16 protein-coding genes are annotated in these 20,839 nt (G+C 68.6%); 1 reads left to right on the top strand and 15 read right to left on the bottom strand.

What is annotated here, in order from left to right; genetic code table 11:
- Positions 1 to 416: 416 nt before the first annotated feature.
- From ACIQE0_RS36770 to ACIQE0_RS36730, 9 genes are all read right to left on the bottom strand, one after another.
- Positions 417 to 1,805, bottom strand: a complete 1,389-nt coding sequence (locus ACIQE0_RS36770) for an IS1380 family transposase (RefSeq protein WP_402340168.1) — start codon at positions 1,803 to 1,805, stop codon at positions 417 to 419.
- A gap of 366 nt (positions 1,806 to 2,171) precedes the next feature.
- Positions 2,172 to 3,206, bottom strand: a complete 1,035-nt coding sequence (locus tag ACIQE0_RS36765) for a ParB/RepB/Spo0J family partition protein (protein WP_402340165.1) — start codon at positions 3,204 to 3,206, stop codon at positions 2,172 to 2,174.
- A 727-nt stretch (positions 3,207 to 3,933) separates the two neighbouring features.
- On the bottom strand, positions 3,934 to 5,265 hold the full coding sequence (locus ACIQE0_RS36760; RefSeq protein ID WP_402340213.1) for an MFS transporter: 1,332 nt from the start codon (positions 5,263 to 5,265) through the stop codon (positions 3,934 to 3,936).
- Between the two features lie 38 nt (positions 5,266 to 5,303).
- Positions 5,304 to 5,492, bottom strand: a complete 189-nt coding sequence (locus tag ACIQE0_RS36755; RefSeq protein WP_402340162.1) for a ferredoxin — start codon at positions 5,490 to 5,492, stop codon at positions 5,304 to 5,306.
- Between the two features lie 56 nt (positions 5,493 to 5,548).
- Positions 5,549 to 6,439, bottom strand: a complete 891-nt coding sequence (locus tag ACIQE0_RS36750) for a siderophore-interacting protein (protein ID WP_402340159.1) — start codon at positions 6,437 to 6,439, stop codon at positions 5,549 to 5,551.
- 5 nt (positions 6,440 to 6,444) lie between these two features.
- Positions 6,445 to 7,548: a prephenate dehydrogenase gene (locus ACIQE0_RS36745; RefSeq protein ID WP_402340157.1), complete on the bottom strand. Its 1,104-nt coding sequence runs from the start codon at positions 7,546 to 7,548 to the stop codon at positions 6,445 to 6,447.
- 116 nt (positions 7,549 to 7,664) lie between these two features.
- The gene (locus ACIQE0_RS36740) at positions 7,665 to 8,915 is read right to left on the bottom strand and encodes a cytochrome P450 (RefSeq protein WP_402340154.1); all 1,251 of its coding nucleotides are present in this window, start codon (positions 8,913 to 8,915) and stop codon (positions 7,665 to 7,667) included.
- Positions 8,912 to 11,491, bottom strand: coding sequence for an amino acid adenylation domain-containing protein (locus ACIQE0_RS36735; protein WP_402340151.1), 2,580 nt, complete (start codon positions 11,489 to 11,491; stop codon positions 8,912 to 8,914). Before ACIQE0_RS36735 ends, ACIQE0_RS36740 begins: the two co-directional genes overlap by 4 nt.
- On the bottom strand, positions 11,488 to 12,297 hold the full coding sequence (locus ACIQE0_RS36730; protein WP_402340148.1) for a phytanoyl-CoA dioxygenase family protein: 810 nt from the start codon (positions 12,295 to 12,297) through the stop codon (positions 11,488 to 11,490). The genes ACIQE0_RS36735 and ACIQE0_RS36730 overlap by 4 nt, the downstream gene beginning before the upstream one ends.
- A gap of 238 nt (positions 12,298 to 12,535) precedes the next feature.
- On the opposite strand from ACIQE0_RS36730, the gene ACIQE0_RS36725 reads away from it, so the two are divergent.
- A complete protein-coding gene (locus ACIQE0_RS36725) occupies positions 12,536 to 13,741 on the top strand; it encodes an IS110 family transposase (RefSeq protein ID WP_402340210.1) in 1,206 nt (401 codons plus the stop codon).
- 5 nt (positions 13,742 to 13,746) lie between these two features.
- On the opposite strand, the gene ACIQE0_RS36720 is transcribed toward ACIQE0_RS36725, so the two are convergent.
- The 6 genes from ACIQE0_RS36720 to ACIQE0_RS36695 all read right to left on the bottom strand — a co-directional run.
- On the bottom strand, positions 13,747 to 15,300 hold the full coding sequence (locus tag ACIQE0_RS36720; RefSeq protein WP_402340145.1) for an amino acid adenylation domain-containing protein: 1,554 nt from the start codon (positions 15,298 to 15,300) through the stop codon (positions 13,747 to 13,749).
- 64 nt (positions 15,301 to 15,364) lie between these two features.
- A complete protein-coding gene (locus tag ACIQE0_RS36715) occupies positions 15,365 to 16,714 on the bottom strand; it encodes a PLP-dependent aminotransferase family protein (protein WP_402340142.1) in 1,350 nt (449 codons plus the stop codon).
- The gene (locus ACIQE0_RS36710; RefSeq protein WP_402340139.1) at positions 16,711 to 17,898 is read right to left on the bottom strand and encodes an alpha-hydroxy acid oxidase; all 1,188 of its coding nucleotides are present in this window, start codon (positions 17,896 to 17,898) and stop codon (positions 16,711 to 16,713) included. Before ACIQE0_RS36710 ends, ACIQE0_RS36715 begins: the two co-directional genes overlap by 4 nt.
- On the bottom strand, positions 17,895 to 18,983 hold the full coding sequence (hppD, locus tag ACIQE0_RS36705; RefSeq protein WP_402340131.1) for a 4-hydroxyphenylpyruvate dioxygenase: 1,089 nt from the start codon (positions 18,981 to 18,983) through the stop codon (positions 17,895 to 17,897). Before hppD ends, ACIQE0_RS36710 begins: the two co-directional genes overlap by 4 nt.
- A gap of 49 nt (positions 18,984 to 19,032) precedes the next feature.
- Positions 19,033 to 19,257, bottom strand: coding sequence for an MbtH family protein (locus tag ACIQE0_RS36700; protein ID WP_402340129.1), 225 nt, complete (start codon positions 19,255 to 19,257; stop codon positions 19,033 to 19,035).
- A 140-nt stretch (positions 19,258 to 19,397) separates the two neighbouring features.
- A partial coding sequence (locus ACIQE0_RS36695; protein ID WP_402340126.1) for an alpha/beta fold hydrolase occupies positions 19,398 to 20,839 on the bottom strand: 1,442 nt, incomplete at its 5' end.

Below are 20,839 nucleotides of genomic sequence, written 5' to 3'. Positions count from 1 at the left end.
CTCCTCCTTGGCCCCGCTCACGCGGGTCGGTGCTGACGACGCTGCAGGCTTCACGTGATGTTGCGGACCGGCCGGTTGCGCACCCCCAAGGGGTGGTTGTCGCTCCACTTCGACACCTGCCTCTCGACCGATGCCGGGAGCCCCGCTACCGAGGACTCTGGCGTCTCCTCGGACCGGACTTGCACCGGCTGGCTGCCCTGAGCTTGACGTCCGAGTTACATCGAACCTCCTTTCTCGTCCGATGCCTCGGACTGCTGGACGTACACCTCGATCCACCGCGTGAATTCTGATCACGGGTGTCGGGCGGGTTCCGGGTGTTTCTTCGGGGTGCGGGCAGCGGTGATTGCCGGGTGGCCGTCCGGTGCGGGGTCTCCAAGGTCTTTCGGGTCGTGGGCGGACAGGGGCGGTCGCGTGGGTCAGGTGACCATGCGCTGTCCGGTCGCCGTCCACAGTTCGGTGAAGTCGTCTGCCCAGGGCCAGAGTTGGGGCAGGTGGAGGGTGAGGCGGCGGGCTCCGGTGGCGATCCGGGCCGGGATGTGGATCAGTTGGCGGCGGATGGTGCCGGTCCGTGCCCTGGCGTGGAAGGTGGAGGCGAGGCGGCCGACCGCGCGGGTGAGGTTGTAGGCGGTGGCGGCGAGGGTGAGCCAGGCGGCGTTCGCGGTAAACCTGCCCGACGGCAGATGGGCGAGCGCGGAGTGCTCCAGGGCGGCGAAAACTTGCTCGACCTGGGCGTGTTCACGGTGCATGGGTTCGGCCTGGGCCAGGACGAACGGGTTGTCGGTTAAGATGACGTGGTGGCGCCAGACGCCGAACAGCTCGGCCTGCCCCTCGGGCACGCTCTTGGGGTTCAGCCGTTTCACGCGGCGCACGATCAGCCGGGCGGTGGTGTGGTATGCCTTCTTCTTGCTGGTGAACGCGGTGAAGGGGACCTCGGCGATCTCCGCGTCGGAGATCCAGCGTTCCTCGGCGGCATCCCACACCGCGCTGGTGTACTTGATCGGCGTCCAGGCGGGCTCGTCCATGCCCGCGATCGCTTCGCGGATCGTCTTCTTCACCGCCACGGCCAGCGAGAAGTGCGCGCCGGCCTTCCGGCACACGTCGACCACCTTGTGGGAGAAGTACGCCGAGTCCGCACGCACGATGATCTTTGCGGTGATGCCCATCGCCCGCACCGTCGCCAGCGCCTCGCGCAGCAGACTCGCCGCACCCTTGCCGGAGCCTGCCGAGCCCTTGCGCAGCCGGGTGGCCACGATCACCGGAGCGCAGGTGCCCGTCTTGACGGTGACGATCTGGAAGTGCAGGCCGCGCTGCTTGGTGTAGCCGAACGAGGCGCCCTGCTTGGCCGGCCCGTAGACCTGCTTGACCTTGGAGTCGATGTCCAAGAACACCACCTCGTCCCCGGTGGGGACCAGGCCGGTGTGCGCGGCCAGGCAGCAGACGAACGCCCGTGTGGCGGACTCGAGTTGGCGCACGTGACCCCAGGTGAAGGCGCGCAGGAACGTGCCGAGCGTGGAGGGCGCACGCACCCCGCCGAACAGGCGGGACAGGCCACCGTGCCGCAGCACGTCCAGGTCCTCGATGCTGTCCGCCCCGGCGATCATGCCGCCCACGATCGACAGGGCCTTCGCGTCGGCCGCCGTACCGGCACCGTTCCTCGCACCAGTGAGCTTCACCTTCTCGGCCACCAAGGCGGGCAGGCCGCACCGCTCGGCCAGCCGGATCGTCGGGACCAGCCCGGCATGCGCGATCAGGTCCGGGGCGTCGAACGCGGCGAACAACGTCGCCGGGCTGTGGGAGACTTTCACTTACGAGGTGCCTTGCTTCGTGGGACTGATGAGGGCGTAGGAACTCCCATCATCCCAGGTCAGCGGGCACCTCTTTTCATTTCGTCGTCCACAGACCGACTATCGCGCGGTGGATCCAGGTTGAAAACATGATGGCCTCAGCGGCTGCGATCCGGGCGGATTGCCTGCTACTGGATGAGGCCCAAGACACCAATCCCGTGGTTGAGGAAGTCTTCAACACGCAGCGTATTCATGCCCAGTTGGTAATGGTTAGGGCTCGACGCAGGCCTTTGTAAGGCTTGCGGGGCGCGGGGGACGTCATGACCGACTTCAGGGTGCTTGCGTAGGCGTCAATAACGCTGTGGTTCGTTCGCGGACAATCGCAAGTCAGCCGGCCACTTCCAGGACTTGCTCGTTGTCAACCGTCTCTCCCGCTTCGCATGCCTCCAGTTGTCGGGCGAACTGATACCAGTCACGCGAACAAGAGTAGGCAAGTTCCGTGACGACGCGACGCCAACGGCTGGGAATCCACTCGATGAGTCGCTGCCGCTGCTGTTTGTCGACAACGTGCGTGGTGAACAGGCGTAACAGCAGCCGCCCTTCCTCGGACATGCGGAGCTGCGGATCCCGCATGAGTGCTTGCGTCACAGTCTTCTGGTCCAGGCCCCCGATGGCAGCACTGGTGCCGCCGTTCATTGCGGCGCGGGTCTTCTGTGCGGCGCTGGGCTTGGCCCTGCGCTGACGGAGAGGGACTGGGTTCTCGTTGCTCTGAAGGCGCTGACGCACGTCACGCACTGTGCCAGGCGAGACACCGGCCGCTTTGGCGACCTCCCGCAGTGAGGCGTCGGGGTTCTCCGTGAGCAGAGTGCTTGCCAGCCTGCGCCCCTCGGCGCTGTTGATTGGGCGGGCCTTGCCATCCCGCCCAATCCGACTGTGCAACTGGGGAACTTCCCCAGTTGCTGACCGCCGGCGAATCGCAGCGATGGTCTTGGCCGCCAGCCCGGTCGCCGCGGCGACCACGCGGTCGGACCACTCCGGGTGCGACTTGACGATGCGTTCTGCCGCCGCGGTGCGGTCCGACAGGGTCAACGGCAGCCCATGTTGCACATTGGACTCAACAGCAAGTACAAATGCATCCTTCTCGTTCCCATCGAAGAATTTGACGTCGATTTCATCCCGCCCCTGTAAAATCGCAGCGTGCAGTCTATGCACTCCATCAATGATTCGCATCGAAGAGCGATGCACAATGATCGGGGGAAGTTCAGTCTCAGACTGAGCAAGCGTGCGCGCATGCTCTACATTTTTTCCAGCCAGTCGTAGCGAGTCGACCGCAATCAACGAAGCGACGGACACACTCTCTATTTTCTGGTCAGATAAACTATTGACGCATAACGGCATAACGGATTTACCTTCCGGCATCATTTACCCTTCCTATGGCATGAACGCTTGCATGGGGTTACTCAGCCCTAGAAGCCTGGGCATCGGCTGCAAGGGCTCGCGGAACCAATCGGCAAGCACCGTACTGGGAGACGACTGAAGAGACACAAGTAGAGCCACCTGAGCAAGTCTCCTGCGGGCTATCGGTCGCGATGTTGCGGACCTGCTGCTCGGTGGCATCGACACTCGGGCTAGGGCCAGTAGGGCGAACGCCACCGGGAACGGCGGCGGCGCCGGGTCAGCGGGCCCCGGGGTGCCTGGGGCGGAGAAATGGGTGCCACGGCTCTCCAGGAACCGTGCGTAGGGGCCGCTTCAGGGGCCGCGGCTTGATCTTCCGCAGTGACCTTTTCCTCAATCTCACTCGTCATCAACTCCTGGCGAGGCGCCAGCCGCCTTCCTGCCCATGTGTTCAGGTGACCGCATCGTGTGCGCCCGCTCAGCCAGTCGGCCCGGGCGCTGCATAGAGAACTGCCCCCAGGTGCATCTGCGTTGAATGGCATGGCGTCCCGCCGCCTACCGACGCCCTGCCGCATTCCTGCGGGCCGCTCGCATTCTGCGGCGTCGAACAGCACAGTCAGCGGCTCAAGGGCTCGGATCTGCTCCGCCTCGTCGGGAGCCAGAGGCTTGCTCTGGCCGGGCAGAGGTCGGCGCCCCGGGACGGGCAGGGCAGGGCCCGGAGGTTGGGTGAGAAAGGCGGTAGACATGCCTTACATCACTTGTCCGTGGCGGAGGTACCTGTAGCAGGTTGATCGGACGTGTCCGAGCCTTCGAGAGAATCGGCACCTGGAGCGGCCGCTGGGTGGTCGTCTCTTCTGGCTGCCTCGGCAAGTGCTGCCTCGATCCTGCGGTTGCTGGTGAGGGTGGCAGTCATCAGAGTCATGGCGCCCAGCAGGACGGCGCCAAAAACGAAGGGCGCCCGCAGACCAACAGCCCCAGCGAGCCAGCCGCCGATGAGCGCGCCGACAGGCCCGCCGCCGAAGGCGAACAGCCGGGACGCCGCCGAGACCCGGCCCATCAGCTCTGCCGGGACAATGGTCTGACGGATCGGCGGGCCCAGTACCATCGTGGCTGACATACCCGCGCCGCACACGACAAGCCCCGCAGCCGCCCACCACGGGCCCGGGGACAGCCCCACGGCGAGTTGGGCCACGGCCTCCGTCCCGGCGGTCAGCGCGAGCGCGGTGCCAGTGCCGACCAGGGTGCCGACCCGGCCGGCGACGACGGTCCCGAGGAGTCCGCCCACGGCTTGGGCGGCAAGCAGGAAGCCATATCCGTATGTGCTCAGGCCCAGCTTGTCCTTGGCGTAGAGCACGAGCACGGCCTCGCCCGCCATGAAGGCCACGTTGCCGACCGCGGGGCGCAGCGCGAGGCCTAGGAGCAGGCGGTTGCCGAACAGGTACGAGGTGCCCTGGCGGATGTCGGACCACAGGGAACCGCGGGAGGCACGGGCAGGGCGCGGCAGTCTCGGCAGCGAGCGGATCAGCAGGGCGCTGGCGAGGAAGGACACCGCGTCGGCCAGCAGCGGCAGGGTGCGGCCTAGGGTGTACAGGGCACTGCCCAGTGGTGGTCCGGCGAATCCGTCTGCGACGGTCTGGGCCCCACGCAGCCGGGCATTGGCCCGCTGAAGGGCCTGCGGTTCGCGATCCAGCAGTTGCGGCAGGTAGGCCTGGGAGGCGGTGTCGAACAACACCTGCCCGATGCCGAGCAGGAAGGCGACGGACAGCAGCAGTGGGATGCCGAGGAGGTCCAGGGCCCCGGCGAGTACAGCGCAGCCCAGCACCAGCGCGCGGATGCCGTCAGCGAGCCACATGGTGGCCCGGCGGTCCCAGCGGTCCACGAGGGCGCCGCCGACGAGACCGAAGAGTAGCCAGGGCAACAGGGCGGTGGCGGTGAGGAGGCTGAGAACCGTGGGGTCGTCGGTGAGTGAGGTGCCAATCAGGGGCAGTGCGGCCAGGTAGACACCGTCGCCGAGGGAGGTGATGGCGGTGGCCGCCCACAACCGCCGGAAGACGGTGGGTGATTGGGCCGGGGATGGTCCGGCCATTGGCTGGTTGGTCGCCGCGCCGCCTAAGGAGGGGATGCTCATCCGTCGGCCCCCTCAGCCCGCACCGCGATGGCTTGCATCGGGCACAGCCCGACGGCATTCTCAGCCTCTTTGGGGGACTCGGCAGCACGCAGTACGGCCGCCAGGCCGTCATCGCCGAGGTCGAAGAGCTCGGGGGCGGACATGAAGCACTGGCCCGACCCCTGGCACAGGTCACTGTTGATCACTATTTCAACCATCATTCACCGTTTCATTCGGCTGCGTCCGTCACACGGAAAGGTTCCTAATACCACAGATAGGCGCTGGCGCGCGAGGCCACCAGGTCCAACTCCTCAAGACCCGACTGCCGGTTCCACTCACCCTTGGTGGCCTGCCAGCCTCCCTCGTCGATGCCCTGGCGCCAGTACCCGGAGACCGAGAACCGCTCGCCTGACAGTCTGCGTTCTGCCCGCAGGTGCAGCCGCAGCCGTTTGACCATGCCCGCCTCCCCATGGACGAACACCTGGGGTTCGCCGGGCAGGAATGCCATGGCAGCGACCGCCTCGACGAGGGGCGCGCCGCGCTCGCGTTCGCCTCGGTAGAGCCAAACCACCTGCCCCTGCGCGGACGTCAGCAGCTCGTGCACCGCCTCGGGGCCGTCGACCTCCACGAAGACGCGTACGGCCGCACCGGCGGGCATCGCCTCCAGTGCGCGGGCGATCGCTGGCAGGGCACTCTCGTCGCCCGCGAGCAGATGCCACGGGGCGTCCGCGTTGGGGACGTATCCACCGCCCGGGCCGATGAAGGCGATCGAGTCGCCGGGCCGGACCCCGACTGCCCAGGGTCCGCCGAAGCCGGCTGACCCGTGGCAGAAGACGTCCAGGGTCAGCTCACCCGCCTTGGGATCCCAGGCGCGCACGGTGTACGTGCGAGTGTGCGGCCAGTCGGCTCGGTGCAGGCGGGCACGGAACTCCGTGAGGTCTTCCTCCTGCGCCGGCAGCAGGGCGTTGGGGGCGGGAAAAATCAGCTTGATGTACTCGTCGGTATGGCCCTTGGAGCGGAACTCCCGCAGCCCGGGGCCCCCCAGGGCGACCCGGATCATGCCAGGGGTCAGCCAGCGGGTCCGCAGTACCTCGCCCCGGTGAATCCGGTTGCCCTTCTCCGCCATGGCGGTGCTCCCATTGTTCTCAGTCATGCGTGTCATTTCTCCGCAGCGGTAGTCCCGCCGTGGGCCTTCCAGCCCAGTTCGTTCAGTACGGTCGGAAGGACGGCGGCGGCCGCGGCCGACACCTGAAGGCGAACGGTGCCGCTGGCCCGCCCGGGGTTCTGGTCGAGTTCCATGTCCTCGACGTTCACGCCCGCCGCGCCCACGGCCGCTAGGCATTGGGCCAACTCGCCGGGCATGTCCCCGATGACGACGTGCACGTCCTCGCAGGGCTCTTGGGGCGTGCCGTGCTTGCCGGGCAGCACCCTGTGGCCGGTACGGCCCCGGTCGAGCAGGTCGGTCAGCGCCGCCACGGCCCCGCTCGCCCGATGCGTGCCGGATCCGATGTCCCGCAGGGCGCTGATCGTGCTCCGCAGGTCCTCCGCCAGGCCGTCGAGCACGTCTGCCACCGCGGTGGCGTTCGCGGCGAGGATGTCTGTCCACAGCTGGCTGCCGCCACCCGCGATACGAACCACGTCGCGTAGTCCTTGGCCGGCCAGCCGGGCCACGTACGGCTCGACGTCCACGAGCCTGGCGGCCATCACGGCCGAGACCAGGTGCGGGGTGTGTGAAACAAGAGCCATGGCCTCGTCGTGTTCCGTGGCAGCCATCTCCACGGGGGTGGCACCGCACAGCTGAATCGTCTCGCGTACGACACGCAAGGCCTCGGGTGAGGTCTCGGGGAGCGGGGTGAGGATCCAGGGGCGGCCGGCGAACAGATCTGGCTGGGCGGCCACAGGCCCGGATAGCTCGCGACCTGCCATCGGGTGGCCGCCGACGAAGCTAGCCACATCGCAGCCTGCAGCGATGCTCGCCCGCAGTGGGAGTCCCTTGACGCTGGCCACGTCGGTGTAGACGTGGGCCAGTCCGGCGGCCTGCGCCGAGGCGAGCACCGATACCACTTGGCCGGGCGGCACGGCGAGTAGGGCCACGTCGGCGGGCCCGCTGGGCGTGTCGGTGGTGCCCGCGCCGAGGGCGGCGGCAGTGCGCGCGGCAATAGGGTCGGCGTCGCGCAGGTAGACGCGGACGCCCCGGCCGCTCAGCGCGAGGGCGACGGAGGTGCCAATGAGTCCAGCGCCGATGACGAGGGCGGAGGCCAAGGCCCGGGATGCCGAGTCGGGACCGGTCCCGACGCCCGCCCCCGGGGCGGTGCAGGCGGCCGCACCAGTTGCCGTACCCTCCGCCGGACACGGCAGGGGAAGCAGTTCAGTGGTTGTCACGGACGCGACGTCTCCGTGGCTCCGTGCAGCGCCACCGGGATGCTGCTGTACCCGCGCAGGAAGGTGGAGTACAACGGCCTGGGTTCGCTGACCAGTTCGATGGAGCTCACCTTCTTGACCAGGGTGTCGAGCACGGCGGCGACCTCTGCCCGGCCTAGGTAGGCACCGAAGCAGAAGTGCGGGCCAAAGCCGAACGCGAGGTGCTTGTTGGGGTTGCGGGCGAGGTCGAACACGTCCGGTGCGTCGAAGTGCCGCTCGTCGCGGTTGGCGGAGATGTTCCACGCGGTGACCAGGTCACCGGCCTGGATCGTGTGGCCGCCCCACTCCATGTCGGTCTTCGCGGTGCGGCCCACGTGCATCACAGGAGTGGTCCAGCGGACCACCTCCTCGACCGCCTTGTCCATGGACACCCGGCTCTCCTTGAGGGCGCGCCACTGCTCGGGCCGGGCGGCGAACTCCGTCACCGCGCCGCCCATGGCGAGCCGACTGGTGTGATCGCCGGCCAGGATGAACCCGTAGAGGTTGACGATCACCTCGTCGTCGGTAAGCATCCGCCCGCCGACCTCGCAGGTCACCATGGCGCTGACCAGGTCGTCCTGGGGGTCGGCACGACGGGCCTCCATCAGGTCCATGCACATGAGCAGCAGCTCGTTGCGGGCCTCCCAGGCGTCGTCCTCGGTCTGCCCGGATTCATCGGAGCTGAGGGCTTCGCGACTGAGGTCCAGCAGCCGGGGACGGTCTGCGGGTGGGAAGCCCAGCAGGTCGCAGATGGTGCCCATTGGGATCTGCTCGGCCACCTCGCGGGCGAAGTCGAAGGAGCCGATGCCCAGACGCGAATCGATCAGTTCGTCGACGCGGACCTTGAGGCGGTTGACGATGAACTCGCGGATCCGAGGGGTGAACGCCTTGAGCAGGATGGTACGCAGTGCCACGTGCCGAGGGTTGTCCGTCAGGGCAAGGATCTTCCCACCTGCGGGGTCGCCGTTGGGCTTGTGCAGAGAGTCGAGCATGTTGCCCGCCCCCGAGCTGAAGCGCTCGTCGTCCTTCAGGAGCGCGAGGACGTCGTCATACCGGGAAAGCACCCAGAAGCCACATCCGGCGGGTGTCTCAGGGTGCCAGTAGACCGGCGCCTCGTCGCGGAGCGTGCGCCAGACGGCGTCCATGTCCTCCCGGACGAAGGTCTCCGGGTCTGATAGGTCGACGCGGCGTAGTCCGGCCGGGATCGGCAGGGCGGTCGTGGTTGTCATGCCGCGTCCTCCTTGAGGGTGTCGGCGAGGGCCTCCGTGATCACCGGCCCGATGTCGGCGAGGGCCTGTGGCGTCATCAGTCTCAGGTGCACGTGGGGGGCAAGTCGGCGCTCGATGCGGCCGGTCACGCTCGGCCGCCACTGGGCGGCTAGGCCGCTGGGTGTGCCGGAGGTATCGGTGGACTCGATGAACAGCACGTCGCCGGGGTAGAGGGCTGGCGCCGCGGCTGAGCTGAGCGTGATGTTGTTGGCTGTGATGTCCACGAGGGCGGCCACCGTGTGCTCGTCGAGGCCGGCGATCAGGCTCTCGCGCTCCCGCAGGATCTCCAGGATCCTGCCGGGTGCGAGCGGTCCCTGGCCCGGCTCGCGGTGGAAGTCGCCGATGCCGTCGAAAGCAATCTCCAGCAGGTCTCGGGGGGAAGGCGTGCGGTGCTCCGTGCCCGGGCCACCGTGCCGGGAGTCGAGTACGGCCAGTAAGCGGACGTCCTCGCCCTCCTCGCGCAGCCGGGCGGCGAGCGCGTGGGCGACGGTCCCACCGAAGGACCAGCCCAGCAGATGGTATGGGCCCTCCGCCTGGATTTCGCGGATGCGGGTGAGGTAGTCCTCGGTCATCTCCGCGAGCGTGCTGGGAAGTTCCCCCGAGCCGTTCACACCGCGTGCTTGGAGGCCGTACACGGGCATGTCCCGGGGCACGTAGCGCAGGAGTCCGGTGTAGCACCAGGCTGTGCCGCTGCTGGGGTGCACGCAGAAGAGCGGCGGCAGGGTGCCGGCCGTACGCAGGGTCAGGACGGGGTCGAGGGCTGCGCCGTCTGTGGCGCCCCCGGACAGCAGTCCGGCCAGGCCGGCGGGGGTGGGGTGCTCCAACACCATACGCACCGGCAGCTGTACGCCGAGCACGGAGCGGATCCGGCTGATCAGGCGGGTGGCGGTGAGGGAGTGACCGCCGAGCTCGAAGAAGTGCTCCTCTACACTCACCCGGTCCAGGCCCAGCGTCTCCGCGAACAGGGAGCACAAGACCTGTTCCTGGGGGGTACGGGGGGCGCGGGAGGTCTCGCGTGCGGCGGCGAACTCGGGCTCGGGCAAGGCGCGGTGGTCGAGTTTTCCATTGGCGGTCAGCGGGAGCGCGTCGAGCGCAATGAAGGCGGCGGGGACCATGTACTCGGGCAGGGCAGCGGCGAGGTGTTCGCGCATGCCGCGGGTGTCGTCGGCCGACTCGCCCACGGCGTAGGCTATGAGGCGTTTGTCGCCCTGAGCGGCTTCGCGGACCACGACCGCCACGTCGGCGAGTCCAGGGTAGGTGGCGAGGACGGCCTCGACCTCGGCGGGCTCTACCCGAAAGCCGCGAATCTTGACCTGGTCATCGGCCCGGCCGACGAACTCCAGCACTCCGCCGGGCTTCCGGCGTACCAGGTCACCGGTGCGGTACATGCGCGCGCCGGCCGGTCCAGCGGGATCGGCGACGAATCGCTCGGCGGTCAAGCCGGCGCGGCCGAGGTATCCGCGGGCGAGGCCCGCCCCGGCGAGGTACAGCTCGCCCATAATGCCCTCCGCCGCCTCGGCCAGGTCGATGTCCAGGACGCGGGCGCTCGTGCCGTCGAGCGGAGTGCCGATGGGCACGGGCCCGGCCACCGCAGCCGAACCGGTCAGGAGATGCTGGGTGGCGAACAGCGTGGTTTCGGTGGGTCCGTACATCGCGCGGACCACGGTGCCGGGGCAGTGTTCGAGCACCCGCCGGACGGCGACCGGGGAGACCACGTCGCCGCCCGTCATAACCTCGCGGACACCCGCGAAGGTCTCGGGGGAGGTCTCAGCAATCACGCGGAACAGACCCGCGGTGACCTGGAGGGCGGTGATGTCCTCGGTGGTGATGAGCGTGCGCAGGGTGGTGGCGTCGAGGTCGGTGCCGGGGGCCACCACCGTGGTGCCACCGCTGAGTAGCGGGAGCCACACCTCGTACGTGGACACATCGAAGGCGTATGGGGCGATCATCAGCACCCGCTCGTGCCGGCCGGTCGCGAAGATCCCGTCGCCGACCAGCTCAGCGATGTCCCGGTGCGTGACGGCCACGCCCTTGGGGACGCCGGTGGAGCCGGAGGTGAACATCACGTACGCGACCTGCTCCGGGTCCGCCACCGCGGGCGCGTAGTCGGGCAGTTCCCCGGCGAGCGCAGGGTCTTCGTCGACGACGACGGTGGTGTGCTCGCCTCCGGGCATGCCCCGGTCGCGCATCACCGCGTCGGACAACAGGACGGTCACGCCCGCGGCTTTCAGCACCCGCTCCATCCGCTCCACGGGGTATCCCGTGTGCACGGGGAGGTAGGCACCGCCGGCCTTGAGTACGGCGAGCAGGGCGACGATCACGTCGGGGGTGCGCTCCAACAGCACACCGACTGGCTGTTCGGTCGTGACACCCAGTCCGGTCAGCCGGTGCGCGAGGCGGTTGGCGGCTTCGTCCAGTTCCCGGTACGTCAGCTCCCGGTCGCCGCTGCGGACGGCGATGGCGTCGGGGGTCCGGGCCGCTTGGGCCGCGAACAGTCCGGTGACGGTCCACTCGTGCGGGTTGTGGGTCGCAGTCACAGCTGGGCTCCCGGCTCGAGCGCGGTGACCGGGGTGGCGTCCCGGCTGACCAGGAATTCCGGGCGAGCGGGCGCGACGGGGGCATTGCTCACCGAGTTGTAGGTTATGAGCAGCAGCGCCCGGCGGTCCGGGGAGCGGTTATCGGTGGAGGAGTGCACGATCGTCGGGTGGAAGGCGTAGTACGAGCCCGGTTCGCCGACGACGAGGCGGGTGCCGTGCTCCTCGGCCAGCCGGTCCGCGATGGTGGCGGGCACGGTGTGCTCGAGGTCGGCGGAGACATGCTGGGTCCAGTCGCCGCTGCGCGCGGCCGCCTTGGTGTCTTCGTCGATGAGGCCGAGGAGGTGGCTGCCGGGGATCACCTTGAGCGGGCCGTTCTCCTCGTGGACGTCGTCGAGGAGGATGGCGATGTTGACGGCGTTGTCGGTGAGCATACTGTCCTCGCGTTCCCAGAACGCGAAGTCCTGGTGCCAGGGCCAGGCGGCGCCCTCGTGAGGCTGCTTCAGGTTGACCTTGAACTGGTAGACGTACACGGGTCCGCCGACCAGTTCCTCGGCCAGACGGACCAGCTGGGGCAGGCGCACCAGCCGGGCGCAGACCTCGTCGAAGGCGTGGCATCCGTGGATGGCGCGCACTGCCTCGGTGCCCTTCTCGTAGACGACTTCGGGGCGGGTCTGGGCGCTGATGGCCTCGACGCTGGCGCGGAGCTTGGCCATGTCCTCGGCGCTGAACCGGGTAGGGGCCTGGTACCAGCCCTCACGGTCGTACTGGCCCTTGGCCGAGATGGCGATGTCGGGGGCGAGGGTCATGAACGGGTTCCTTACGTTGTTGGTGGGTTGATTCCGGTCACTCGTAGGATCGGGAAGCCCAGGGATGCTGGGTGTGGCTTGGTGTCTCCAGCCCCTTGGTGGCTTGAAAGGATTGGCCGCCCGGCATCCCGCGACGACTCGACCACTCATTGGGATGCGCGCGACAAGATCGCTTGGTAAGGACACGCTGGCGAGGTCGTCTGCTGGACTGTGAACGGATACGACTTCGGAGGTGGCCGTGCCCGAACTGTGGGCCGGAACGGATGCGGGCAAGGCTCAGCATCACTGCACGGTGATCGACACTGAGGGCAAGCGCAGGCTGTCGCGGCGGGTGGACAACGACGAGACCGCACTGCTTCAACTGATCGCCGACGTATTGGAGTTGAGCGAAGGCGACCCGGTGACCTGGGCCATCGACCTCAACGCCGGCGGGGCCGCGCTGATGATCGCGCTGCTGACCGACAACGGCCAGCAGGTCCTCTACATCCCCGGCCGCACCGTCCACCACGCCTCCGGCTCCTACCGCGGCGACGGCAAGAGCGACGCGAAGGACGCCTTCGTCATCGCCGACCAGGCCCGCATGCGCCGCGACCTCGAACCGATGCACCGCGGCGACGACATCGCTGTGGACCTGCGCATTCTTACTTCGCGTCGCCTGGACCTGGCCGCCGACCGCACCAGGGCGATCAACCGGCTGCGGGCCCAGATGCTGGAGTACTTCCCCGCCCTGGAACGGGCCTTCGACTACAAAACGTCCAAGGCGGCCCTGGTGCTGCTGACCCAGTACCAGACGCCGGCCGCCCTTCGGCGCATCGGGAGGACCCGACTCGCGACCTGGTTGAAGAACCGGAAGGTCCGCAACTACCGTCTCGTCGCCTCCACCGCGGTGGAGGCCGCGGAGGCCCAGCACACCGCAGTCATCGGGGAGAAGCCGGCCGCCGCCGTGGTGGCCAAGCTGGCGAGGGAAGTGATGGCCCTCGATGAGGAGATCGCCGAGACCGACACCCTGATCGAGGGGCGGTTTCGCGACCACCCGCACGCCGAGGTCATCCTGAGCATGCCCGGCATCGGCCCCGTCCTGGGCGCCGAGTTCATCGCCCACACCGGCGGCGACATGAGCGTCTTCGGCAGCTCCGACCGCCTCGCCGGCGTCGCCGGACTGGCCCCGGTCCCCAAGCACTCCGGACGCATCAGCGGCAACATGCGCCGCCCCCGCCGCTACTGCCGGCGCCTGCTGCGGGTCTTCTACATGTCCGCCATGGTCGCCGCCCGCTCCTGCCCCGTCTCCCGAGCCTTCTACGAGCGCAAGAGAGCCGAGGGCAAGGGCCACAGACAGGCAATCATCGCCCTCGCACGGCGCCGCCTGAACGTCCTGTGGGCACTCATACGCGATGGCCGTCCCTTCGAGATCACGGCGCCGCCAAGCCCTGCCACGCTCGCCTGACACGCTCACAGCAAGTCACCGAACCGGGTTGACAACTCCATTGGGAATCCTTTCAGTTCCATTTCCGAGAGGGAGGCGCGCAGCGCTGCGCGGTCGACCTTGCCGTTCTGGTTGCGCGGCAGTTCGGCGCTCCACAGCAGGCGGGTGGGGACCATGTACTCGGGCACGCGGGTGCGCAGCGCGGTACGCACGGGTGTTTCGTCAAGCGGGGCGCCACTCGTGGAGGTGTAGGCGCAGGCCAGTTCGTCACCACCGGAGCTGGCGAAGACGAAGGCTGAGGCGGTAACGACGCCGTCGACCGCGGTGAACGCGGCTTCGACCTCACCGAGTTCGATGCGAAAGCCGCGGATCTTGACCTGGTCGTCGGTGCGACCGATGTAGCGCAATTCGCCGTCGGCGGTGCGCTCGACAATGTCGCCGCTCTGGTAAAAGACGGGGCCGTCCGGGCCGTCGGGAGTGATAAAGCGGTCCCGGTTCAGCGCGGGGCGGTTGAGGTAGCCATGTACCACCTGGGGCCCAGCCAGGAGCAGTTCACCCCGGTCAGCGGGGTGTCCGTCGGTGTCCACGATACGGGCCTCGAAGCCGGCGAGCGGGACTCCGACCGGGGACACTCCTTCGGCCACATCGGCGTCGGTGATGCGCCGGAAGGTGGCGTGGACGGTAACCTCGGTGATGCCATACATATTGATCAGGGCGACCCGGTCGCACGGGAACACCTCGATCCAGGGCTGCAGCGTGGACGGCAGCAGCCGTTCTCCGCCAAAGACGACGTAGCGCACGCTCAGTTCACCGGCGTACGGGATGAGCTCGGGCGCGAGGCTGCTGAAAGCCGTCGGCGTTTGATTGAGCACGGTGATCTGCTCGTCCCTGATCACCTCCGCCAAGACGGTGGGGTCGAGGATCGTCCACCGGTCCGGGACATAGAGGCGGCCTCCGTGCAGAAGTGCCCCCCACATCTCCCAGACGGACACGTCGAAGGCGGTGGAGTGGAGGAGCATCCAGCGGTCCTCGGGGCCGAAATCGTAGTGCTCGGCCACGTCGGCGAACAGTGCCGCGACATTGCGGTGGGTGACCGAAACACCCTTGGGCCTACCGGTGGTTCCGGAGGTGTAGATGATGTACGCCAGCGGGTCCTCGGCAGTGCCGAGAGCCGGGGCCGGCTCGGCCCAGTCCAGCGCGCGCAGCATGGTGGTCTCGGTGAACGGCACCGCCCCGGCGCCGGTTTCCCCGTCCGCAGTTTCCACGATCGCGCAGGGACGTGCGTCGTCCAGGATGACCTGGGCCCGCTCGGCGGGGCCGGAGGGGTCCAGAGAGAGGTAGCAGGCGCCACTGCGCAGGATGGCGAGTAGTGAGACGATCACCTCGACCGAGGGCTGCACCTTGAGGGCGACGACCGAGCCGGCGCCGATACCACGGGCGGCGAGCTTTTCGGCGGCCGCTGAGACGGCCGCGTCCAGTTCGGTGTAACTGAGTTTCCGCTCCTCGTCGGCGAGCGCGGGACGCTCGGGGAATTCGGCGACCGCCTTGCCAAACAAGTCATTAAGGTCGGAGAAATGCATGACCTACCCATCCGAGGTTTTTCCGCACCTGATGAAAATAGAATTCTGAGAGTGAGATTCCGGGCTAGCGTGCTGGCGTGCCGATCCGCTCCGCGACGAGGGCGGCCAGGCGGTCCAAACCGTCAGCGACCTGACCGGGTGTGACCAGGCTGACCGAGAGCCGAAGCTGCCGGGTGCCGCCGGCACCGCCGTAGAAGTGGGTCATCGGAGTCCACAGGACACCGTATCGTCGGGCCGAGTATTCGAGCAGAGCGTCGTCGACCGTAAAGGGCAGCGTGACGACGACGAAGAAGCCGCCGCTCGGGGCGGTCCATTCGATACCGGCCCACCGCAGGTCGCGCGCGGGGAAGCGCCGCTCAAGACCATTGAGCAGAAGCCGGAGATTGTGCGAATAGAGTTCCCGGCCGGGCTTGTTCGCGGCGGCCAGGTCAAAATGGTACTCGATCAGTTTTCCGCCCACGACCGCCTGGGAAATCGGTGACGTGTTCACCGTCACCATGCTTTTGATTTTCGACAGATGGTCGGCGAACGAGGACATTGCTCCGGTGCCATCCGTCACGCGCTGGTCGGCCACGATGTAGCCGATCCGGGCTCCGGGCAGGGCGCTCTTGGCAAAGGAGCCGAGATAGACCACCCGGCGCCGCTCGTCGAGGGCCTTGAGGGTGGGGAGGCGCTCCTCCTCGCCGTGGAACAGCCCGTAGGGGTTGTCCTCAAGCAGCAGCAGGTCTTCCGACTCGGCCAGTTCCAGCAGCTGGCGCCGCGCCGCCAGGTCCATGCTGGTGCCGGACGGGTTGGCGAAGTCCGGCATCACGTAGCAGGCACGGGGCCGTAATCCCGCTGCGCGGGCTCGGCTCACCTGGGCAGCCAGATCCTCGAAGTCAACCCCGGCGGTCCCGCCGGCAATCGGCAGGACCGGCATGTCGACCAGGCGTGCCGCCCCGGTCAGTCCCACGTACGTGGGCGCAATCGCGAGCAGTACATCCCGGTCGTCGGCGCGCAGCGCCCGCAGGACCAGGAACAGCGCCTCCTGGCAGCCGACCGTGACAACGATCGCAGCCGGGTCGGCAGTGACCCTCTCGTCCACCTCGAGGTTGCGAGCGACCAGTTCCTGGATGATGCCCTTCGTGGGCCCGTACTGGTAGAGGGTGCGGTCGATCTCGGCCTGGCTAAAGCCGTGTTCGTCCGCCAGGTACCTGCAGTAGGTGCGCAGGTGGCGGTGGATGTCCTCGGCGGTGAAGAACTCCTCGAAGGGGCGGCCGGGTGCGAAGGAAATAGCCTGCGGGAACCGGTTGGCCACCTCGTTGAGCAGGTTCATCGAGGTCAGGGCTGGATCCATCAGGGAGCCATGCAGCAGCGCGGTGTTCAGTAGCCCGGCGGGCGGGCCTGGGGGCGGGACGGCGGAGGTGGCAGTCATGCGCTCTCGGCTCCTCGTTTTGCGGTGGTGGCGGTGGGAGCGGTTCCTCCGGCAGGTGCGGTCCGCCGCCCGTCGGCGTATCCGATCCACAGGTCGCGCGCATCGGCTGGGCCGGCACAGCCCGCAAGGGTCAGGGCGTCCTCGACCTCGGTGCGCAGCAAGTCCAGCACCCGGCCCGCTCCCGCCTCGCCGCCAAGAGCCAGGCCCCACAGCAGGGGCCTGCCCAGCAGCACCCCGGAGGCGCCCAGCGCCAGCGCCTGCAGCACGTCAGTACCCGTGCGGATGCCGCTGTCGAGCAGCAGCTCGCACCGGTCCCCGACGGCCCGCGAGATCTCCGGCAGGGCGTCAACTGCGGCGGGCGCGCCGTCGAACTGCCGCCCGCCGTGGTTGGAGACCACCAACGCGTCGGCGCCCACGGCCACCGCGCGTACGGCATCGCGGGGGTCGAGCACGCCCTTGAGGACCAGCGGCAGCATCGTGCGCTCCCGCAGCCATTCCACGTCGGCCCAGCTCAGCGCCGGCTGGAAGGCGGACTTCGTGTGCGCGGCGACCGCCGAACCGCCGCTGCGCAGCACATGGGCCTCGGACTTGCCCCCGGTGCCGAGGTTGGCCGCGCCGATCCAGTCCGGCAGAGTGAACTCGTTGCGCAGGTCACGCAGTCGGCGCCCCATGACGGGCACGTCGACGGTAACCATCAGCGTCCGGCAGCCCGCCTCCTCGGCTCGCCGTATGAGCCTCAGCACGGCCTCCCGGTCGCGCAGCCAGTACAGCTGGAACCATGTGTCGGCACCAACGGCGGCGATCTCGTTCACAGTGAAGCTGCTGAGCGTGGAGATCACGAACGGCACTCCGGCGGACTTGGCGGCCGCGGCGAGGGCAAGTTCGCCATCCGAGTGCAGCAGCCGCTGGTAGGCCATCGGCGCGGCCGCCACCGGCATCGCAGCCGGTCCGCCGAGCAGCCGGGTGGCGGAGTTGGCCTCGCCCTTGCCGGTCAGCACGCGCGGGCAGACGGTGAGCCGGTCCAGCGCGGCCCGGTTGGCGGCCAGTGTCCGCTCGGCGCCGGCACCGCCGGCCACGAAGTCCCGAACGTCGGTGGGCAGCCGGTCCGCGGCCAGTCGTTCGACGTCCGCCAGCGACATCGGCTGCGGCGGCGCAAACGACCGGTCCCCGGCCACGGCGGTCATGCGGGGACACCTGCCTCGCTGTTTTTGGCCTGCTGCAGTTCCACGGCCTCGTACAGGGCCTTGATATTGCCGCTTCCGAAGGTCTTGGCGCCCAGGCGCTCGATGACCTCCATGAAGAGGGTGCCGCGCGGGTGCACTGAACGCGTGAAGATCTGAAACAGTTGGCCGTCGTGGTCCTCGTCGACGAGAACGCCTAGCCCGCTCAGCGCGTCGACGGTGTGCCGGGACAGCTCAAGTCGCTTCGTGAGCAGCGTGTAGTACGTCTGCGGAGTGGAGAGGAAGGCGACGCCGTCCCCGCGCATGGTGCCAATGGCGTGCACGATGTCGTCGGCCGCGAAGGCGATGTGCTGGACACCGGCCCCATCGTGGTTCTTTATGAAGGCGTCGATCTGGCCCGGCTCACGGGAGAGGTCCGGCTCGATCAGGGTGAGGGTGACGGCTCCGGAGGCGCTCTGCACCACCTTGGAGTCCATCGCCTGGTCACCGACGACGATCCGTTCACTGAAGACCATCGAGAAGCCGAGGACCCGCTCGTAGAAGTCAACGGTGCTGTCCAGAGTTCCGGCCTCCAGGCAGACGGCGAAGTGGTCCACCGCACGCATCCCGGGCGCGGGCTCCCGCGTCCCCGCCGCGCCATCGGCGGAAACAGGCGTGAAGCCGGGCAGCAGCCGCTCGTCCAGATCCGCCGCCCGCTCCACGAAGGTGTGCACCACATCGCCGAAGGCCATGATCGAGGCCGTGACGATGCCGTCCGACGCCTGCGGAGCTATCACCGGCCGGGCACCCCGGCGGACCGCCTCGTTGTACGCGGCGGTCGCGTCGGCCACCCGCAGGCCGATCCGGCCGACCCCGTCTCCGTGCTTCTCGGTGTACGCGGCTCCGGGGTGGTCGAGCGTCCGCGCCTCCGTGAGGACCATGCGGATGTCGCCGCTGCCGAGCGCGACCGAACAGGCGCCGTCCGGCGTGTCGGCCATCGCATGAGTGCCGAATCCGTACCCCTGCCCCAGCCACTGGCGCGACGCGGCCAGGTCGGTCACGTATAGCTCGATGTGGTCGACGGTCATCCCGTCGAATGCTGTGGTCATGTCTGCCGACTCCTCTTGGTCTCCTGTGTCGTGCGGATCGGTGGCAGGGTCAGACAGCGTCCGCTGCGGCCATGCGGGCCTGGAGGCTGAGCGGGCGCATGTCCGTCCACTCAGTGTTAATCCACTCCAGGCACAGCTCCCGGCCCGTCGGGCCGTGCACCACACGCCAGCCGTCCGGGACGGCGATGCCCACGGGCCACAGCGAGTGCTGGCCCTCATTGTTGGCAAGCGCGAAGTAGCTGCCGTCGCGGTCCTCGAAAGGGTTGCTGCTCATGGTGGGTCTCCTGAGTGAGGGTGTGACGCCGGGTTGGTGACGGCCCGGTCGGTCGGTCGTACGTAGGAATCGGCGCGGACAGGGCGTCCGCGGGGGCTGGCCGCGCGGACGCGGCTGGAACTTGTCGGTATCCCGCGTGGTCAGCGCAGCCGCGCGGCGAGTACCGGGCCGATGACGTCGAGGGACTCGGAACGGCACATCTCGCCGTGGCTCCAGGGGATTTCGTGGATCCCGATCTCGCCAGTGACATACGGCCGCCACAGGCCCGGCCCGGGTGCCCCGGGGGACTTGTCCACGGTCGCGAGGAAGTACAGGACGTCTCCGTCGAAGACCTCCGGCACCATGTCGCGCATCATCGCGAGGTGGTCGACGAACACCCGTGCCAGCGCGGCCCGGTGCTCATCGCCCAGGCCCACGAGCGGACCGTCGTCAGCGTCCTCCTCTTGGCCCAGGGAGCGGACGAGCTCCTTGAGGACTCCCGGCCCGCCGTGCCGGAGCACGGGCAGATCGGCCGGGTCGGGCGGGTAGCTGTCCATCAGGGCCAGCAGTTCCACCTCCTCCCCCGCGTTCTGGAGGCATACGGCCACGGTGTGGGCAACCAGACCGCCGAAGGACCAGCCGAGCAGGGTGTACGGTCCGTGCGGCTGCACCTCACGGATCCGGGCCAGGTAGTCCTCGGCCATCTCCTTGGTGTTCGCCGGAGCCGCGTCGGGATGGGTCAGGCCACGCGCCTGGAGGCCGTATACCGGCCGCTCGGGGTCGATGTGGCGCAGCAGACCGGAGTAGACCCAGCTAATGCCGGCCACCGGGTGTACGCAGAAGACCGGTGGCTTGGATCCGCCCTTGCGAAGCGGCAGCAGCGTGTCGAGCCCATGGGTGTCGGCGGCGGCCGCCTCGTCCGGGGTGGCGATTGCCCCGGCGAGCCCGGCGACCGTGGGCGCTTCGAAAAGGGTCCGGATGGACAGCTTCACGCCCAGCTCGCGGCGAATTCGGCTGACCAGGCGGGCGGCGAGCATCGAGTGGCCCCCCAGGTCGAAGAAGCCGTCGTGGATCCCGACTGCGGCCAGGCCCAGGATTTCGGCGAACAGCCGTGCCAGGACCTCCTCGTGGGCGTCGCGCGGCGGCGCACCAGGCTCCCCGGCGGGCCTGTGCGTGAGTCTGGTCGTCGTCGCGGCGGCCGGTGCTGTGGTACTGACGACCGGGGCCGCCAGGCCCAGCTCGCCGAGTGGTACGTCCGGCCGCGCGGCCGCCGCCTCCAGCAACAGCACCAGCCGTTCCACCAACCCCTCGACCGTCGCCCGGTCGAACAGGTCCGTGCTGAACTCCACGAGGGTGCGGATGCCGGCCGGGGCGCCGTCCGGTCCGTACTCGGCGGTGAAGCCGAAGTTCAGGTCGAATTTGGCGGCTCCGGTGGCGGCCGTTGTGATCGCGGCGCGTACGCCCGCGAGGTCGAAGGCCTCGTTCTGGCCGTCCTGGAAGCCGAAGGCGATCTGGAAGAGGGGGTGGCGGGCCAGTGACCGGGGTGGGTTGACGGCCTCGACGACCTGCTCGAAGGGCACGTCCTGGTGGGAAAAAGCCGCCA

Origin of the sequence: Streptomyces sp. NPDC093097 (assembly GCF_044754325.1) — a bacterium.
Taxonomy (GTDB): Bacteria; Actinomycetota; Actinomycetes; order Streptomycetales; family Streptomycetaceae; genus Streptomyces.
This window is presented reverse-complemented; position numbering and strand designations above follow the sequence as displayed.

Excerpts from the sequence above, each read along its gene's own strand:
- ACIQE0_RS36750 (WP_402340159.1), bottom strand. The coding sequence starts at position 6,439 with ATGACTGAGAACAATGGGAGCACCGCCATGGCGGAGAAGGGCAACCGG.
- ACIQE0_RS36720 (WP_402340145.1), bottom strand. The coding sequence starts at position 15,300 with ATGCATTTCTCCGACCTTAATGACTTGTTTGGCAAGGCGGTCGCCGAA.
- ACIQE0_RS36740 (WP_402340154.1), bottom strand. The coding sequence starts at position 8,915 with ATGACAACCACGACCGCCCTGCCGATCCCGGCCGGACTACGCCGCGTC.
- ACIQE0_RS36765 (WP_402340165.1), bottom strand. The coding sequence starts at position 3,206 with ATGATGCCGGAAGGTAAATCCGTTATGCCGTTATGCGTCAATAGTTTA.
- ACIQE0_RS36710 (WP_402340139.1), bottom strand. The coding sequence starts at position 17,898 with ATGACCGCCGTGGCCGGGGACCGGTCGTTTGCGCCGCCGCAGCCGATG.
- ACIQE0_RS36730 (WP_402340148.1), bottom strand. The coding sequence starts at position 12,297 with ATGACCCTCGCCCCCGACATCGCCATCTCGGCCAAGGGCCAGTACGAC.
- hppD (WP_402340131.1), bottom strand. The coding sequence starts at position 18,983 with ATGACCACAGCATTCGACGGGATGACCGTCGACCACATCGAGCTATAC.
- ACIQE0_RS36700 (WP_402340129.1), bottom strand. The coding sequence starts at position 19,257 with ATGAGCAGCAACCCTTTCGAGGACCGCGACGGCAGCTACTTCGCGCTT.
- ACIQE0_RS36715 (WP_402340142.1), bottom strand. The coding sequence starts at position 16,714 with ATGACTGCCACCTCCGCCGTCCCGCCCCCAGGCCCGCCCGCCGGGCTA.
- ACIQE0_RS36760 (WP_402340213.1), bottom strand. The coding sequence starts at position 5,265 with ATGGCCGGACCATCCCCGGCCCAATCACCCACCGTCTTCCGGCGGTTG.